Origin of the sequence: Bacillus sp. ISL-57, assembly GCF_018613135.1 — a bacterium.
GTDB lineage: Bacteria > Bacillota > Bacilli > Bacillales > DSM-1321 > Peribacillus > Peribacillus frigoritolerans.
Genome location: NZ_JAGGQV010000019.1, coordinates 118,858 through 134,864, shown reverse-complemented (window position 1 = coordinate 134,864; position 16,007 = coordinate 118,858). Strand labels below are relative to the sequence as shown.

The 16,007-nt window shown below is 37.7% G+C and carries 18 protein-coding genes and 1 riboswitch; of the genes, 12 read left to right on the top strand and 6 right to left on the bottom strand.

Annotated features, from left to right (window positions below; all coding sequences use genetic code 11):
* Positions 1–207: 207 nt before the first annotated feature.
* Positions 208–1,548, bottom strand: a complete 1,341-nt coding sequence (locus J7I90_RS21260; protein WP_214773801.1) for an amino acid permease — start codon at positions 1,546–1,548, stop codon at positions 208–210.
* A gap of 193 nt (positions 1,549–1,741) precedes the next feature.
* Positions 1,742–1,820: riboswitch (glycine riboswitch) on the bottom strand.
* A gap of 512 nt (positions 1,821–2,332) precedes the next feature.
* Here J7I90_RS21260 and J7I90_RS21255 point away from each other — a divergent pair.
* From J7I90_RS21255 to J7I90_RS21245, 3 genes are all read left to right on the top strand, one after another.
* On the top strand, positions 2,333–3,721 hold the full coding sequence (locus tag J7I90_RS21255) for an amino acid permease (RefSeq protein ID WP_214773638.1): 1,389 nt from the start codon (positions 2,333–2,335) through the stop codon (positions 3,719–3,721).
* 59 nt (positions 3,722–3,780) lie between these two features.
* Positions 3,781–3,924: a hypothetical protein gene (locus J7I90_RS21250; protein ID WP_214773637.1), complete on the top strand. Its 144-nt coding sequence runs from the start codon at positions 3,781–3,783 to the stop codon at positions 3,922–3,924.
* Positions 3,925–4,009: 85 nt separating this feature from the next.
* Entirely contained in the window at positions 4,010–5,359 is a 1,350-nt protein-coding gene (locus J7I90_RS21245) for an FAD-binding oxidoreductase (protein ID WP_214773636.1), read from the top strand.
* Between the two features lie 108 nt (positions 5,360–5,467).
* On the opposite strand, the gene J7I90_RS21240 is transcribed toward J7I90_RS21245, so the two are convergent.
* The 4 genes from J7I90_RS21240 to J7I90_RS21225 form a co-directional block, all read right to left on the bottom strand.
* On the bottom strand, positions 5,468–5,680 hold the full coding sequence (locus J7I90_RS21240; RefSeq protein WP_214773635.1) for a hypothetical protein: 213 nt from the start codon (positions 5,678–5,680) through the stop codon (positions 5,468–5,470).
* 78 nt (positions 5,681–5,758) lie between these two features.
* A complete protein-coding gene (locus J7I90_RS21235; RefSeq protein ID WP_214773634.1) occupies positions 5,759–5,914 on the bottom strand; it encodes a hypothetical protein in 156 nt (51 codons plus the stop codon).
* A 167-nt stretch (positions 5,915–6,081) separates the two neighbouring features.
* Positions 6,082–6,867: a glucose-1-dehydrogenase gene (locus J7I90_RS21230; RefSeq protein WP_214773633.1), complete on the bottom strand. Its 786-nt coding sequence runs from the start codon at positions 6,865–6,867 to the stop codon at positions 6,082–6,084.
* A gap of 18 nt (positions 6,868–6,885) precedes the next feature.
* The gene (locus J7I90_RS21225; protein WP_214773632.1) at positions 6,886–7,737 is read right to left on the bottom strand and encodes a GRP family sugar transporter; all 852 of its coding nucleotides are present in this window, start codon (positions 7,735–7,737) and stop codon (positions 6,886–6,888) included.
* Positions 7,738–7,947: 210 nt separating this feature from the next.
* Between J7I90_RS21225 and J7I90_RS21220 the strand changes: the two genes are divergently transcribed.
* Positions 7,948–8,508 carry a thioredoxin family protein gene (locus J7I90_RS21220; protein ID WP_214773631.1) on the top strand — a complete coding sequence of 187 codons (561 nt, stop codon included), beginning with the start codon at positions 7,948–7,950 and terminating at the stop codon, positions 8,506–8,508.
* A gap of 186 nt (positions 8,509–8,694) precedes the next feature.
* Here J7I90_RS21220 and J7I90_RS21215 read toward each other — a convergent pair whose 3' ends face one another.
* On the bottom strand, positions 8,695–9,240 hold the full coding sequence (locus tag J7I90_RS21215; RefSeq protein ID WP_034305549.1) for a helix-turn-helix domain-containing protein: 546 nt from the start codon (positions 9,238–9,240) through the stop codon (positions 8,695–8,697).
* A 406-nt stretch (positions 9,241–9,646) separates the two neighbouring features.
* Here J7I90_RS21215 and J7I90_RS21210 point away from each other — a divergent pair, with 406 nt between their 5' ends.
* The 8 genes from J7I90_RS21210 (at position 9,647) to J7I90_RS21175 (ending at position 16,001) form a co-directional block, all read left to right on the top strand.
* Complete coding sequence (locus J7I90_RS21210) at positions 9,647–9,886, top strand: PLD nuclease N-terminal domain-containing protein (RefSeq protein ID WP_034305547.1); 240 nt, start codon at positions 9,647–9,649, stop codon at positions 9,884–9,886.
* The gene (locus J7I90_RS21205) at positions 9,883–10,788 is read left to right on the top strand and encodes an ABC transporter ATP-binding protein (RefSeq protein ID WP_214773630.1); all 906 of its coding nucleotides are present in this window, start codon (positions 9,883–9,885) and stop codon (positions 10,786–10,788) included. Before J7I90_RS21210 ends, J7I90_RS21205 begins: the two co-directional genes overlap by 4 nt.
* A complete protein-coding gene (locus J7I90_RS21200) occupies positions 10,785–11,573 on the top strand; it encodes an ABC transporter permease (RefSeq protein ID WP_214773629.1) in 789 nt (262 codons plus the stop codon). The genes J7I90_RS21205 and J7I90_RS21200 overlap by 4 nt, the downstream gene beginning before the upstream one ends.
* A gap of 49 nt (positions 11,574–11,622) precedes the next feature.
* Positions 11,623–12,339: an ABC transporter ATP-binding protein gene (locus J7I90_RS21195; RefSeq protein ID WP_214773628.1), complete on the top strand. Its 717-nt coding sequence runs from the start codon at positions 11,623–11,625 to the stop codon at positions 12,337–12,339.
* Entirely contained in the window at positions 12,314–13,906 is a 1,593-nt protein-coding gene (locus tag J7I90_RS21190) for a hypothetical protein (RefSeq protein ID WP_214773627.1), read from the top strand. The genes J7I90_RS21195 and J7I90_RS21190 overlap by 26 nt, the downstream gene beginning before the upstream one ends.
* An 88-nt stretch (positions 13,907–13,994) precedes the next feature.
* A complete protein-coding gene (locus J7I90_RS21185) occupies positions 13,995–14,282 on the top strand; it encodes a transposase (protein WP_053533732.1) in 288 nt (95 codons plus the stop codon).
* A 358-nt stretch (positions 14,283–14,640) separates the two neighbouring features.
* Positions 14,641–15,351, top strand: a complete 711-nt coding sequence (locus tag J7I90_RS21180) for a 4'-phosphopantetheinyl transferase family protein (protein ID WP_214773626.1) — start codon at positions 14,641–14,643, stop codon at positions 15,349–15,351.
* Positions 15,342–16,001, top strand: coding sequence for a hypothetical protein (locus tag J7I90_RS21175; protein WP_214773625.1), 660 nt, complete (start codon positions 15,342–15,344; stop codon positions 15,999–16,001). The genes J7I90_RS21180 and J7I90_RS21175 overlap by 10 nt, the downstream gene beginning before the upstream one ends.
* Positions 16,002–16,007: the final 6 nt, after the last annotated feature.

Here is a 16,007-nt window from a genome sequence, read left to right as displayed (position 1 = left end):
TGGATGTGTGAACCGAACCGGATGGAAAATTCATACCTGACCGAAAAGGTCCGATAATATATATTAGCTTACACTATTTTGATATAAAATTTAATGCAGTTGCCTGATATATTTTAGCAACAGTGCGCAACAAGCCGAAGGCCTAATATGTTCATAAGCAGATAAAGCCTTGAATTCATATTGAGTTCGAGGCTTTAATTCCTTTAGCTATCTTTTTTTCCGATAGTTATATAGTATCACCAAGAGGATGAACCAGATTGGGGTCAAGAGCAGTGATAGCCGTGTAGCTTCAGCGAATAGCATAACAATAAGGATGAACAGGAATAAGCCTAAAATGGCGTAATTGACAAAAGGTGTAAAAGGAGCCTTGAAAGCCGATTCGGCTCTTAGGTCAGGCCTTGTTTTCGAATATTTGATATGGGAGATCAAGATAATGCTCCATACCCATATGAAACAGATGGCACTGATGGTAGTCACGACAGTAAATGCCTGTTCCGGTATCAGCTTGCTTAATAATGCCCCTATTGATACAACGATTGTGGAAGTGAATAAGGCATTGCTCGGAACAGCCTGTTTATTTAATTTTTCCAGTTTAGCAGGGGCTTCGCCATTCCTGCTTAACGTATAGAGTATTCGGCTTGTTGAAAATAAGCCGCTGTTGCATGCAGAAGCGGCGGATGTCAAAACGACGAAGTTGATGATCCCTGCAGCGACTGGAATGCCAATTAACGCAAAGACCTCTACAAATGGACTGCTCGTGGCATCCAATTGTGTCCATGGGTTGACGCAGAGAATGACGAATATGGCACCAACATAGAAAAGCAAAATCCGGACAGGGATTTTATTGATGGCAGATGGAATGTTCTTTCGTGGGTTCGCCGTTTCTGCTGCGGAAACCCCGACCAATTCGACCCCGACAAATGAGAAGACGACCAACTGTAAAGATAGCAGGAATCCGGAAATGCCATTCGGAAACATGCCGCCATGATTCCAAAGGTTCGTTAGGGAAACCGTTCCGGTATTGGTATTGAAGCCGATGATCAGAAGGAAGATCCCTACGATGATCAAGGCGATGATCGTGATTACTTTAATGATGGCAAACCAGAATTCCAATTCGCCAAATATCTTAACGGTCAATAGGTTCAATCCTAAGAGAATGACCAGGCATATTAGAGCCGGAATCCATTGAGGGACATCAAACCAATATTGTATATAAACACCGACAGCTATGATATCGGCCATTGCGGTCATGATCCAACAAAACCAATATGTCCAACCTGTCACGAAGCCGGCCCATGGACCGACATATTCAGTTGCGAATTCAGTGAATGATACATACCCTGCATTGGATAAGAGCAATTCCCCCAGGGCCCTCATCACAAAAAACAAGGCAATCCCTATTATCAGATAAGAGAATAATATGGAAGGCCCTGCCAATTGTATAGCTTTTCCGGAACCTAAAAATAAACCGGTGCCAATGGTTCCTCCTATTGCAATCAGTTGTACATGCCTATTTTTTAAATCTCTTTTTAATTCTTGTTTAGCCAATTCATACGCCCCCGTTTTTATAGTCTTGGTAGTGAATGAGTTTACCTGCATGGTCTTGGAGAGAGGGACGTGATTGTCGTCCTGCTTGCCTTTCCCATTTGTTGTCTTTAGTCCAATCACAAAATGGACAATAAAAAAAGAGATTGGGTAAAATACCAATCTCTTAAAGGGTTCAGAATAACAATATATCATTCGTTACTCTTCTGTCCTTTTGCCTGAGATTGTGAATCCTTCGGCGCTGCATCTTGTACAGTCTCTCCAGAAGCTGCTCCTGCTATAGTGTCATCCATAGCATTCATCGCTTGCTTTTATGCGGTTGTGAAGAATGTCAGTCAGTGATATTTTCCAATGCTTGATCATTCATTATGCTCATAAAATAATATTGGAATTCTATCATCTATTTTTCGGTAGGTCAATAAATTTTTTGAAATGAAACAGGCATTATCTGTAGTTTAATAGTGGTCTGTATTTAACCTAAGGTTTAAGCAGAAGTGATTTATTTCTACTCTTTATGAACGATCACTATAATAAAATACTGAACATCATTTTTTTAAAATGATATTTTCAGATTAGAAAATTCAACAAGATATTATTGGCAACTGTTTATTTCAAAAATACAATTGTATTTTTACAGAATATTTACTATTATAAGATAAGAAAACGTAATTGAAGTGTTATGTAATATTGATCACGATAAATCATTTCTACCTGCAATAATTAATAGAGAGTCGTTCTTGGTAAGGATAGAAAAGCATTACCGATATTGCATCTGGAGGAGTTAATCATGTCGAACAAGGAATTAAAGAGAGGGCTGGAATCACGACATATTCAAATGATAGCTTTGGGCGGAACCATCGGGGTCGGGTTATTCATGGGATCTGCGAGCACGATCAAATGGACCGGGCCCTCTGTAATGCTTGCTTATGCCATCGCAGGTATTTTTATATTTTTCATCATGCGTTCCATGGGTGAGATGTTATATTTAGAACCGACTACAGGTTCTTTTGCAACCTTTGCGAGCAGCTATATACATCCTTTGGCAGGTTATATGACTGCTTGGAGCAATTGGTTTCAATGGGTGATCGTCGGAATGTCCGAAATCATCGCGGTTGGGTTGTATATGCAATATTGGTTCCCGGAGCTACCGGCATGGATACCAGGTGTGGTGGCCATGATCATCTTGGGGGCGGCCAACCTCATTTCCGTTAAATCATTCGGGGAATTTGAATTCTGGTTTGCACTTATAAAAATCATAACGATTATATTGATGATCGTTGCCGGCCTGGGCCTTATCTTCTTTGGAATAGGCAATGGCGGGGATGCGCTTGGATTATCGAACCTATGGGCAAATGGCGGCTTCTTTACGGGAGGCTGGACAGGATTCTTCTTTGCGCTTTCACTTGTCGTGGCTTCCTATCAAGGTGTTGAGCTTATCGGCATCACAGCCGGAGAAGCGAAAAACCCAACGAAGACCGTAACAAAAGCGATCCAATCAATCATATGGCGCATTTTAATTTTCTACATTGGTGCCATTTTCGTCATCGTGACAGTATTCCCTTGGGATCAACTTGATGACTTAGGCAGTCCGTTTGTTTCGACCTTTGCCAAAATAGGTATCACTGCAGCGGCAGGCATCATTAATTTTGTCGTAATTACTGCGGCAATGTCTGGATGCAACAGTGGGATTTTCAGTGCAGGTCGTATGCTGTACACATTGGCATTGAATGGCCAAGCTCCGAAAGTCTTTGCTAAAGTATCTAAAAATGGAGTTCCGGCATATTGCACGATCGCTGTACTATTAGGATTGGGCATCGGGGTTATCCTGAATTACCTTGCACCGCCGCAAGTATTCCTTTATGTGTACAGTGCGAGTGTTTTGCCAGGAATGATTCCATGGTTTGTCTTACTTATCAGTGAGCTTAAATTTAGAAAGGTAAATGCCGCTGAAATGGAGAAACATCCGTTCAAAATGCCGTTGGCCCCTTACAGTAACTATGCGACAATAGCCTTTTTACTGATGGTGCTGGTAGGTATGTGGATCAATCCTAGTACAAGGATTTCCTTGGTTGTCGGGATCGTTTTCCTAGCCTTGGTAATAGCAAGTTATTTCATGCTGAAAATGGATAAACGAACACCATTGGACGTTGAATCCGATGATGAGATTTCAGGATAAGAAATATTAGAAAGCCCTTCTCTAATTCGAGAAGGGCCTTTTTTTGTCCTTGCAGACCAATGGTGGAATTCACGAGTAAAACAGCGAAACTCACGAGTAAAGTCGTCGAATTCACGAGTAAAACAGCGGAATTCGCGAGTAAAGTTGTTGAATTCACGAGTAAAACAGCAAAACTCACGAGTGTAGCTAATTTGACCCCGTAACAAGGGGGAGAAGCAGGGGGAATGTATCTTCATGCCAGTTTTTTTCATAGGATGTTACATATTTACCCGAGAAAGGGGTTATCTTTTGGAAAGAACAAAGCTTACCGGGCGTATCGTTACACCTAATGATGCTGAGTATGAGCGCGCCAGGATAAATAATAACTTAAGTTTTTCTAAATTCCCAAAGGTCATTGTGTTTTGTCAAAATTCCGATGATGTGTTGAATTCATTGAAGTGGGCCCGGGAAAATCATGCACCTTTCCGGGTTAGGAGCGGCAGGCATAGTTATGAAAATTTTTCATTAGTGAATGGCGGTCTAGTCATTGATATTAGTGAAATGTACAATATCAAGGTCAATCGTGAAAAAATGATCGCCAAAATTGAAGCCGGAGCTGATTTAGGGCGAGTATATAATACGTTATGGAATTATGGCACGACGATTCCGGCAGGGACCGAAAGCAGTGTTGGTGTTGTAGGTCTTACGCTCGGCGGTGGAATAGGTATGTTAACGAGGCGCTTTGGACTTACTTGTGACAATCTACTTGAAATAGAAATGGTAAGGGCTTGTGGAAAGAGGGGAGCCAAACTCATTAAAGCGAATAGGAAAATCAATAGTGATTTATTTTGGGCATGCTGCGGGGGAGGAGGGGGAAACTTTGGCATAGTCACTTCTCTTACTTTCAGGGTAACCCCCGTATCAAGGGTTTCCGTTTTCTCCGTCACATGGGGGTGGGAAGATTTCGAAGCGGTGTTTGAAGCCTGGCAGGATTGGGCCACTAAAGCTGATGAAGGCTTAACTTCAGAAATAGAATTCAAGGCAAAGGAAGCAAACGAAATTTTTGCTAAAGGTGAATTTGTTGGAACGTCACATAGATTGAAGCATCTATTAAAGCCTTTGACAAAAATCGGTTCACCAATAAATGTCATGATAAAGGAAGTCCCATATATTGAAGCCGTAAGATTCTTTGATTATCCAGCTGGAAATCAACCGGCGCATCGAAAGAGGTCAGGATCTTTCATTGAAAAAGCTCTTCCACAGCAAGCAATCGCAACTATGAAACATTTTTTAGGAAATGCCCCAAATGAAAATGCAGCCATTTGGCACCAATCCCTAGGAGGAGTGGCGGGCCTTAAAGATCCAAAGGAGACAGCTTTTTATTATCGAGATGCCATCATCGCCCAGGAGTATCAGGCTACATGGACCAATCCAGAAGAAGAGCGGCTAAACATTCGTTGGATCAAGGAGCTGAAGCATGCCTTGTCACCTTTTACTACCGGTGACTATGTGAATTGGCCGGATACTCTAATCAAAGATTGGCCAACTGCGTATTATGGAGAAAACTTCAAACGGCTTAGGGAAGTGAAAACGAGGTATGATCCATACTATGCGTTTAAGTTCCCACAAAGCATACCGCCATTAAATAAGTGGGTGTGAAAAAGCTTGGATTCACCCAATACATTCGTTATATAAAGGCCTATTCCTGAATTTGGATATAGGCCTCTTTATTCTTGTTTTGAATCAATTAATCGATAATCCCCAGGATCATTCCGCTTGCTGAGCTTGTACTGTACTATAAACCTGATTTACGGAAGATTGGGCTTGGGCAATTTCTTGAGCCGCTTGTTTAATGGCTTCTTGTGCCAAAATTGGATCCGAGGAAGATTTTTCAATTGCTTGTGAAAGTAAGGTTTGCGTAAGGGTAACGTTAGCTTTTGCTTGATTTAATTGATTGATATCAATTTGTTGTTGAGGCATGTAGTTTCTCTCCTTATGTCATTATTGAAATTACTCCATTAGGATGACCGTTCTTTTCTATTTTATAAGGAGTAAAATTCATTCTACGGGTTTATTTGTATATAGTGAATCACGGATGACCCTTTTTTTGCTTTCACTTGTATGAAAATAAGGATCCACAAGGTCACTTCCTTCTCTTGAACGAATATAAACAGCATCTATTCCAGATGATCTTTCCTTGCCATTCACTGACATCATTATAACTTAGGATTTGTTGGTTCCAATGCAGAAATCGATCCGAAAGGGACAACCAATCCGAGAAAAAGACCGCAAGCTTCTAGCTTGTGCAGCATCCTTGTCCAGGGTCATGAAAAGAACCACCCCAAGTTTGTGATGGGAGTGGTTCTTTTCATTAGTTCAGTTCAGCCTTTTCCTGCTTGGAAACCTGGATATTTGGTCATCCCGCCATCAGCATATAAGGTCATTCCCGTTACATAGCTCGATTCGGCGGAAGCGAGCCAAGCGGCACAAGCGGCAATTTGTTCCGGTTTTCCGATGTATCCCATCGGTATCAGGTTTATTACTTCCTGTTTAGCTTTCGGGTCATTGAATTTTTCGGCATTGATGGGTGTGTCGATTGCACCAGGTGAAATATTATTAATGCGAATCCCTTTAGGAGCATATTCAAGTGCAAGGGTTTCTGTCATCATCTTGACTCCGCCCTTACTTGCTGCATAGTGGACAAAATGAGGCCAAGGTATCCTGTCATGAACGGAAGACATGTTAATGATATTGCCCTTAATGCCATGATCGAGCATATAACTGATTGCTTCCCTGCTTGCCAGGAACATCCCCGTTAGATTTACATCGATGACTTTTTGCCATTCTTCAAGAGTCAATTTTTCGCTGGGCACTTCATTTTCAATACCAGCATTATTGATCATGATGTCGATTGTACCAAAGGTGTCCACAGCGAAAGAAAGCAATTTCTTCACATCCGCTTCCTTTGAAACGTCACCTTGAATGGCTGCGGCTTTCCCGCCTGCAGCTTCAATCGTTTTGATGATTTCCTTATGGTCGCCATTTTCAGTGTGATAATTTAATACGACATATGCTTTTTCTTTACCGAACCTTTCGGCCATGGCTTTTCCTAATCCTTTTGCCGCGCCCGTGATCACGACCACTTTTTTCTCTAAATCTTCATACATCATTCAGCTCTCCTTTGATTATTCTTTTGTAAAGCCAATCATGATTCCGCCAGCAATTACGAGTACACACCCGATGATGACGAAGGCCATTTGCTTTTTGGATTTTTTCTCACCTAAAAGAAAGATGCCGCCTAAAGTGGAAATGACGATTCCCAATTGGGAAAATGAGAATGCGATGGCAACGCCCACTTTTGGATTGGCGAGCAGGAGACCGATATTACCGACAGCCCACATCATTCCGGTAAGGATATTCCGTCCGGCATACTTATTAAACGGTTTATGTTTGATGGAAAGGAGCAGGGCAGCCAGGAACATGCCAATTGCTTGCGGCAGGATCGCCGACCATCCGTCCACCTCATTCCATCTGACGACGATGACATATGTAACATAACCCACCGTAGAAATGGCAAGGTAAAAAACCCCTTTTTTCATGCTTCCTTCTTTTTTGTTATCAGCATCGCCATAGCTTGTCAGCAAGACACCTGTAATCAAACAGATGATCGCAACAATGCCGATGATGATTGTCATCTTGTCATTCCATTCCCTGAAAATGATGACCGCAAAAAATGTATTTCCTAGAATTTGCAGTCCTGTTGAGATTGGAACGGTTTTCGATACCCCGATTTCCTTGACGCTATTGAATTGAAATAACTGCCCGAATGCCCAGCCTATCCCGGAAATGATGCCCACAATCCACACTAGACTGCTCCATTCCGGCGGATTGATGAAAGACATCATGATGGCGAACAGTAATGAACCGATTGTAATGCCTAGTGTTTGATTATAAGAGTTGCCTCCGAGTTTTTCGGAAACAAGCACTAAGCTGCCCCATGTCAATGCAGGGAGTAGCGCAAAGAGAAAGCCTTCCACAAAATTTCATCTCCTAAACTAGAAAACAATGTTTTTATCAATATAAAATAGTTAGCAAGCTATTGAATGTATGTATAGTTTTCCCTTTACACGGGAAAGAAAACATGGATTTAATTTACCAATTTGTCATTTTATTTTTCGGGGTGGAAACAATGAAATAATAAGTGGTTTATGGTACTTTTAATTTAAAAAATAGTTAGGAGAAATACGATGACGACACTGAATGAATGGTTTGAAAAGGGGATTCCTGCTCAAGAATTTGTATCTTCGATGAAAGTTCATAAAGAAAACTTACAATCGATCCAGCAAGGTTTTTCCACTTCTGCAGAGGACCAAGATTTTTTTGATGCATTAAAGAAGAAAGAACTTCGAGTTATTGTCATTACTGAAGACTGGTGCGGAGACGCGATGATGAATATTCCTATACTCCTGAATATATCTGAAGCGGCAAATATCGAAACTCGCATGATTTTACGAGATCAAAATCTTGAACTGATGGATCAATATTTAACGAATGGAACAGCGCGTTCGATTCCCATTTTTATATTCATTGATAAGGATGGTGAAGAAAAAGCCGTTTGGGGACCTCGTGCACCAAAGGTACAAGATTTCGTAATGGAGTTAAGGTCTGACCTGCCTGCCAAGGATGATGAACGTTTCGAGGCAGAGCATAAAGCAGTTATTAAAAAGATAACTGCGGCTTTTGCTGAAGAAAAACACCTGTGGGACGAAGTATACAGCAGTATCAAGGAAACATTGGGGAGTTGCTGATTGCGGGTGCATCACTTTTAGTCATGTCCCATAACGGGTGGTAAGCCCATTATGGAATTTATTGGGCTGTTTCAAAACATGGACTGCAACCTGATTGGTTGGTGAATATTTAGATATGTTTCCTATCGGTTTTTTCTATAATATTCGTTTTTGAGTCCAAGGATTTGGAACAGCCTTTTCATTTTTTTATGATTCTGGAATAATTGTAACGCCGATTGTTCGAATAGGAGAGTCTTGTTTGGCACTTTGATTCGTTGCTTTGTAGTATTTTAACATTAAATCGTTCAATTCATTTTGGAAGTTAAGGAAGCTTTCATCATCAAGCTTTAGTTCTAAAAGGGAAAAGGTTGAACCATCTTCTGCGCAGTCTCTTTCTTCCAATTTAGTAAGATAGTTTTGATATTGGGTCATAAGGGATAATTGATAATATGAAAAATAGTTCACCTTTTTTTCATTAGAGGATTTTTTCCATTCTTCCCCGCTAAGTCGTGCTTCTTCTTCATTTAAAACGTAGTATTTTTCGGAAACGGATCTCACTTTCTTCTCTTTTACTATGCGAATGACCCCTGAATCCAAAAGAACCTGTATATGTCTATATAATGTTGCTTGGGGTACATCTTTAATGATTTTTAACATTTCTAATGGTGTTAAACCATTTTCCCTATTTCTCATTAAAGCTTGGGTAATCTTTATTCTTACTGGGTGCATTAAAATTTCAGCTTTATTAATCATCTTATTCTCCTCACATTGGAAATTATAACTGGATAATTTTTAGTGAACTTTCCTGTTGGTCATGAATAATAAGTTTAATCCTTCATATATTGTAATGTTTGAATCATTGTCATTTACATAAAAATGACACGGTTCGAAAAATAATAGTACCGAAATATTTTTTCTAAGTAAATAATAATTATTTTTTAATTATTTTAATTTTTAAAAAAATGTCTACATTTAATTAAAAATTAATAAATATCGCTATATTTTTATTATTATTCATTATGATAATATTATCATTATAAATAACAATAAAAACTAAAACAATATTTTATTAAGAAAAAAATAGGTGCAAAATTCCAAATTAGATGTTATCATTATCGATAATGATAATAATATTTCGTTTACTAAAGGAGTGGTATATATGGAATTGCATTATGGATGGAACGAATTGAAAGATATTGATTTCATGTCTATTCTGCCGATCATTTTACCGGTAATTGCAATTGGAATGATTTTAGTGCTTATAGCATTAATTGATTTATACAGAAATCGAAAGACGAGGAAAAATGTTTTATTGTGGACACTCATCATTATTTTTGCAAATACTATCGGTCCAATTCTGTACTTCGTTATCGGTAGAAAGGACAGTGAAAGAATATGAAATTAGAAATTAAAAATGTTACAAAAAAATTCAAAGAAAAAACAGCGGTCAATAATTTTTCAATGGAATTGCAATCAGGTGAATGTGTTGGATTGATTGGGCCAAATGGGGCTGGTAAATCGACACTGATAAAAGTGATTGCAGATATTATAGATCCAAGTATGGGAGAAGTATTGCTTGATGGTAAGAAAATTTCAAAAATGAAAAAGGAAATAGGCTACTTACCACAATACCCTAACTTCTTTCAATGGATGACCGCCAAAGAAACCCTTACTTTCATGGGGCAGCTTTCGGGTATCAAGAAAGAAGAATTATTAAACGGAATCCCAGAGATATTGTCGAAAGTGGGGTTGAGCGGGGAAGAGAATTCAAAGGTGCGGACTTTTTCGGGCGGAATGAAACAAAGGCTTGGTATTGCACAGGCGCTGTTACATAAACCTGCATTGATTGTCATGGATGAACCGGTTTCGGCATTAGATCCCATCGGCCGGAGAGAAGTGTTGAATATCATCAAAGAGATAAAGAAAGATACGACAATTTTATTATCGACGCATATATTAAGCGATGCAGAAGAAATATGTGAGAGGTTTGTCATTATAAAAAGCGGTAAAAAAATTGAGGACACAACGATGTCAGAATTATTGAACAGGAATAGCGGAAATAAAATCAATGTCGACATAACCTCTAAAAGTCAAAAATGGATTGAAAACGTTAAAAGCTTGAACTTCGTCAAAGGTGTAGAGGTAATGGGGAACAAATTGAAGATAGAAGTGGAAGATATTGAATCAAACAAGAATATGTTACTGGCGAATGCTTTGGAGCATAATGTTGATCTTGTCAGGTTCGAAATAGATAACGATACATTGGAAGAGATATTCTTAAAATTGGTGGTGGAAAAATGAATAACTTTGCCGTTTTAGCTAAAAAGGAATTTGTTCAGATGGTACGTGAATTTAAAGTGATTTGGCTGCCGCTTGTATTTATATTTTTAGGAATAACTCAACCAGTTGTAAGCTATTATTTACCTTCAATATTAGAGGCACTGGGCGGGGGCCAAGGGATCACCATTGATCCAAGCATGGCTGCCCAAAAAGGCGGCGAAGTTCTTGCAAGTACTTTAGGGTCTCAATTTGATCAGTTAGGGGTCATGATCATCATCGTTTCCATGATGGGAGTCGTTCAATCCGATAAAGCAAATGGGATGCTTGCTTTCATACTTACAAGGCCTGTGACGGTTGGATCTTATATAAGCGGGAAAATCATTTCCAATTACCTGTTTGTTGCCTGCAGTGTGGTATTGGGATATTTGGTTTCATATCTGTATGTAGTTTTTTTGTTTACGAGTGTTGATTTTGGGGATTTAATAGTGGCTTTACTGTTCTATCTGCTGTGGATCCTAGTTATCGTTTCATTCACGACGATGATCAGTACCATTTTTAATAGCCAGGGTATCATTGCATTAATTTCGATAGTATTTCTCCTCGGCTGCAGAATCATAGTTGGATTAAGTCCGGTAATAGACAATGTGAATCCGGCAAGCATGAGTAAGCATGCCATGGAAGTACTGATTTTAGGCACAGTCAATTCACAGGCGGTTTGGGGTGCATTAGCTGCACTTGCATGGACGGCAGTAACGATATTGATAACGAACATATGGATTTCTAAAAAGAAATTCAATAATGAATAAGTTGAGGATGGAAATGTGTTAATCATGAAGTGATGGGAGGATGATAACTTTGTTAAGCATCACAGATTTGGAGAAAAGCTACTCGGCCAAGAAGATTTTGAATGGTGTAAATCTAGAAATCAAAAAAGGGGAAACCTTAGGTTTTATAGGAGCGAATGGTGCAGGGAAAACCACGACGCTGAACATCATTACAGGCATTTTAGATTCAGAAAATGGAAAGGTTGAAATAAATGGCCTGACCAAAGAAGACGGCATAGAATATAAAAAACAATTTTTCTTCATTCCTGATACTATCAATGTGTTTAACAATGTTTCGGGATTTGATTGGATTCGTTTCTTGATGAACCTATATGGAAATGATGACAAAGAACGGTTGGGGAAATATATCAATCGGTTTGGGATGCAGGAGTCCATTAAAAAGCCAATGGGAAGTTATTCTTATGGAATGATGCATAAGGTATCCCTGATAGCGGCTTTTACCATTAATCCCCCGATCATCATTATGGATGAACCATTGAACGGATTAGATCCAAACGCCGTTTTAGTTTTTAAGGGGTCAATCAAACAATATGTTGAAATGGGCGGTACAGTGTTTTTCTCGACGCATCTGCTCGATGTGGCAGAGAAAATTTGTAATACAGTGGCTATTTTAAAAGAGGGAAAAATCATCCTGCATGATGAGATAAAAAATATAATAGGTGAAAGTTCATTAGAATCTACCTTTATGGAGGCTCAGGTATATGAAGGAAAAACTTCAGTTAACTAGATTTTTCGTTTCTTCCTTCTATAAAATGCCCAAGCAGACAATGTTGCAGGCTGTCCTGATAATAGCCGTTTTTTATATGTTTTTGCAGCTGACTGTCGTTAACGCCTTTGTTTATTTTCTTGGAGATACCCAGGTCTTCCTGTTTTATAATTTAACGATTTCCAGCATTCTCGTCTTTGCATTGGTTTGCTATTTGTCCACATCACAAATATTTTCTTATGATGAATTTAAAGTATTGGCACCTCTGCCACTCACCTATAAGGAAATATCAAGGGCCAAAGTGTTAAGTAGCTTATGGGTCCCGATCATCTTATCAATGATGATCCAAGTGCCAACATTAGGCTTCTTGATAGTCGATCTAAAGTTTATCGAAGCAATTAAGTTAATCACATTTTTACCAATTGTCAATGGTTTAACGGCTTTGTTCCTGCTTTTTATCCTATCGTGCATGAATAGGCATTATTATAGATTCAAAAGTAAAGTAGCATACTTAATGGTTAACATGGCTATCATTCTAACGCTTATGATTATTTCCATTGTATATTTTGCAGGAAAATCATCAGTTGCCATTTCAAAGGTCATCTCGGAAATAGATTTGAATTCTTTTGAAGGGCTCAAAAACTCGTTGGAATTGTTGATGAGACATATATTTGAAACCGCAAATATGATTCCAGTGATCAAATGGATAGTGGGTGCTTTTGTATCAAATGAAATAACCGTTCAATTTTTCATTATTTATATTTCGATAATGGTAATAGGTTTCCTTTTGTATTCAATGATTATAGAGAACATTTCTGTTCATTACTTTAAAAACGGGATATTGGGAAACAACAAAGCGAATATGAAAAACTCAAAGGTAAATATATCAAAAAATCAATGCAGTAATTATTTACAAAGAGAGATATGGATCATTAAGTCTGAAGCATATTTTAAGATGCAAATCGCTTTAGGTCTTCTTTTGCCTCCGACCTTTTCACTTGTCATGTTATTGCTGATTCAGAATGAAGTGTTCCCGAATTATTTGAATATAACGAAAGAGGGAGTTTTTGATAAATACTTTTCCTATTCGGTCCTATTCCTGTGTTGTATAAATAATATAAGCGGAACCCCATATTCAAGAGAAGGTAAATACCATTATTTACTGAAAAGCGTCCCGTTTGATGAAAAATATGTTTATTTTTCTAAGGTGATACTTTCATCAATAATCAGTATTATAGCCGTGGTGATCAGCTTTTTGATATTTGCCCTATTTGGGTATTGGGAAATGGAAAATGCAGTCATGTTATTAATCACTTCTTGTTTAGTGGTTTGCTATAATCTTCTAACACCATTATATGATATGAAAAATCCTAGTATAGAATGGGAGAACCCATCTGCTGCAATTAAATCCAACCCCAATGTATTAATAAGCCTGCTTTATGGATTGCCATTATTGATCTTGGTAACAGCGATTCATTTTGGCTTGGTTTGGTTCAGTGTCCAACCCCTGATTGGAGCGCTAATGATTTTAGTGATCTCAATAGCGATCAATTCCATTTTGATTAATAGATTGAAATTAAACTTATGAAAGTCTTTATATTAGAAAAACATTTTCGTTTGATAAAGGAAGTATAGAAAATCGGCACTAAATAAATTTAAAAAAGGAGTGTCTTATTATGGGGAAGCACCATGATAAAGATTTTAAAATTTATGCTGCTCGATTAGTATTGGAAGAAGGCAGAAAACCTAGGGAATTGGCCGAAGAACTTAATATATCCATACCTACATTAAGAAATTGGATCAATATCTATAAAGAAACAAATGAAGTTGGCTCGGCGGACTCCAGTAATGGTTTTTCAGGACTCAGTCTGAAAGAGGAAAAGGATAAAATAATCAAAGATCTACAGGAAGAGAACGAGATATTAAAAAAGGCCATGCACATTTTTATTAAACAACCAAAATGATTGAACAGTATTAAAGCCATATTTTATTTTTCACAAAGTTTAGTGGAAAATAAAATATGGCTTTTTTAATTAGAAAATTTCAAGTTGATTTTTTCATTCAAATTCCCACGATAAGTCCTATGAAAATATTACTAAAGAAGAAAAATAATAAAAATTGGTAAAGTTATTATGTAATGTAGATAATTTACAAATTTTTAATGGACTCGGCAAAATTGTTGTGATAAAGTGTTATCGATAATGATAATAGGTAATATTTAACCTAGAAAATGAAATAATTGTCTAAAAAAAGAAATTTAATAGGGAAAAAATGGAGAATAAATGCGAGGTTTCTAGAAAAAAGAGGGGAGGAAAATTATAATTGATTGAATATTTTATGAATAAGAAAAAAATTTATAAATCTTATATCAAGTTTTATGAAGCGGATTCAGTCAATTTGGACTATATTGATGATATTTTCAACGAAAAAGAATGGAATTATCTAAATTTGCAAAATGGTCCCAAAAGATTCATCGAAGCAAAGAAAAGTTTGTACTGTGGAAAAAAAGCAATTATGGAGTTTTTAGGTATAGGCATGGATGAAATAAAGAATGTATCACTGTTGAAAGGAGTCTTTGGACAGCCGGTCATTGTTGCAAATTTGTTCTTATTAATGAACGTGGGTATATCCATCACACATACGGATAAAACATTCGGAATATTGCTTTTTGATCAATTGCATCCAATGGGAATCGATATTGAGACTAAAACGAAAGCCGATTCTGAATTTTTAGAAACCTATTTAACGGAATCCGAGAAAAAAATGATTAAGGAAAGCGATGGTGTTTTAAGTAAAGAAGTCTTCTTTAGTGCAAAAGAAAGTCTATCAAAGATATTAAAAACAGGAATGACCTCTCCACTTGAAATCTATGAAATTTCCAAGGTTGATATGGATCAAGATAACATCTCACTTTTCTATAAAAATTTTACCCAATATAAATCAACGGTTGAACTTGTGAATGATGAAATAAGAAGTGTTACCTTTCCGATAAATTCTACGAAAATAATTGAGGGGGAATACCAATGGAATTGAAAATGGAAGCGAATGCTGAATTAAAAAACAAAAACAAATTAGTACAATATCTTTTTAAAAAAGAGGATAGAGTTCACAAGTTAATCATTTCGTTATTGATACTCAGTTTAATAGCAGGTGTCGAAACGACGCTTTTGTTATATTCTGCAGATCAAAAAGGGATGAACGTATTAAATGGCATGTCCATTTCAGAGATCGGAGCCACGAGTTTTGCCATTAACACGATTGTAATGGGGGCTCTTGGATTATTGGTTACATTCATCATTCAAATATTAATTGTGTGCCTATTATTTTTAGTTTTAAAAGAAAGACCGGTAAATATAAAAGGGATTTGCCAAGCTGTCATAAATGCAGGGGTATGCATCGTGATTGGATCTGGTGTTAATGCAATCATCGCATTATTGGTTAAGAGCAAGGAAACGACATTCACTAGTTTATCCTTATTGGTGCATGATAAAAACTCCATCCTTCACACATTCATGGCTGAGTTTGAGTTGTTTTACATTGTCAGTTTAATTCTATTCAGCTATAGTCTGGAAAAATTGGCGCTCATTAAGAGAAGAAATGCATGGATCATAACGATTGTAATCGCTTTGATTTCTTTGGTTTTTCATATGTTGACAGTTGCATCAGGCACATATTTAAAATAATGGGGG

What these genes read in the sequence shown, in the direction of transcription:
- J7I90_RS21210 (WP_034305547.1), top strand. Translation starts at nt 9,647, where the DNA reads ATGGAATTGCATTATGGATGGAACGAATTGAAAGATATTGATTTCATG.
- J7I90_RS21250 (WP_214773637.1), top strand. Translation starts at nt 3,781, where the DNA reads ATGGTGGAATTCACGAGTAAAACAGCGAAACTCACGAGTAAAGTCGTC.
- J7I90_RS21240 (WP_214773635.1), bottom strand. Translation starts at nt 5,680, where the DNA reads ATGCCTCAACAACAAATTGATATCAATCAATTAAATCAAGCAAAAGCT.
- J7I90_RS21200 (WP_214773629.1), top strand. Translation starts at nt 10,785, where the DNA reads ATGAATAACTTTGCCGTTTTAGCTAAAAAGGAATTTGTTCAGATGGTA.
- J7I90_RS21190 (WP_214773627.1), top strand. Translation starts at nt 12,314, where the DNA reads ATGAAGGAAAAACTTCAGTTAACTAGATTTTTCGTTTCTTCCTTCTAT.
- J7I90_RS21220 (WP_214773631.1), top strand. Translation starts at nt 7,948, where the DNA reads ATGACGACACTGAATGAATGGTTTGAAAAGGGGATTCCTGCTCAAGAA.
- J7I90_RS21175 (WP_214773625.1), top strand. Translation starts at nt 15,342, where the DNA reads ATGGAATTGAAAATGGAAGCGAATGCTGAATTAAAAAACAAAAACAAA.
- J7I90_RS21230 (WP_214773633.1), bottom strand. Translation starts at nt 6,867, where the DNA reads ATGTATGAAGATTTAGAGAAAAAAGTGGTCGTGATCACGGGCGCGGCA.
- J7I90_RS21215 (WP_034305549.1), bottom strand. Translation starts at nt 9,240, where the DNA reads ATGATTAATAAAGCTGAAATTTTAATGCACCCAGTAAGAATAAAGATT.
- J7I90_RS21255 (WP_214773638.1), top strand. Translation starts at nt 2,333, where the DNA reads ATGTCGAACAAGGAATTAAAGAGAGGGCTGGAATCACGACATATTCAA.
- J7I90_RS21235 (WP_214773634.1), bottom strand. Translation starts at nt 5,914, where the DNA reads ATGTCAGTGAATGGCAAGGAAAGATCATCTGGAATAGATGCTGTTTAT.
- J7I90_RS21205 (WP_214773630.1), top strand. Translation starts at nt 9,883, where the DNA reads ATGAAATTAGAAATTAAAAATGTTACAAAAAAATTCAAAGAAAAAACA.
- J7I90_RS21185 (WP_053533732.1), top strand. Translation starts at nt 13,995, where the DNA reads ATGGGGAAGCACCATGATAAAGATTTTAAAATTTATGCTGCTCGATTA.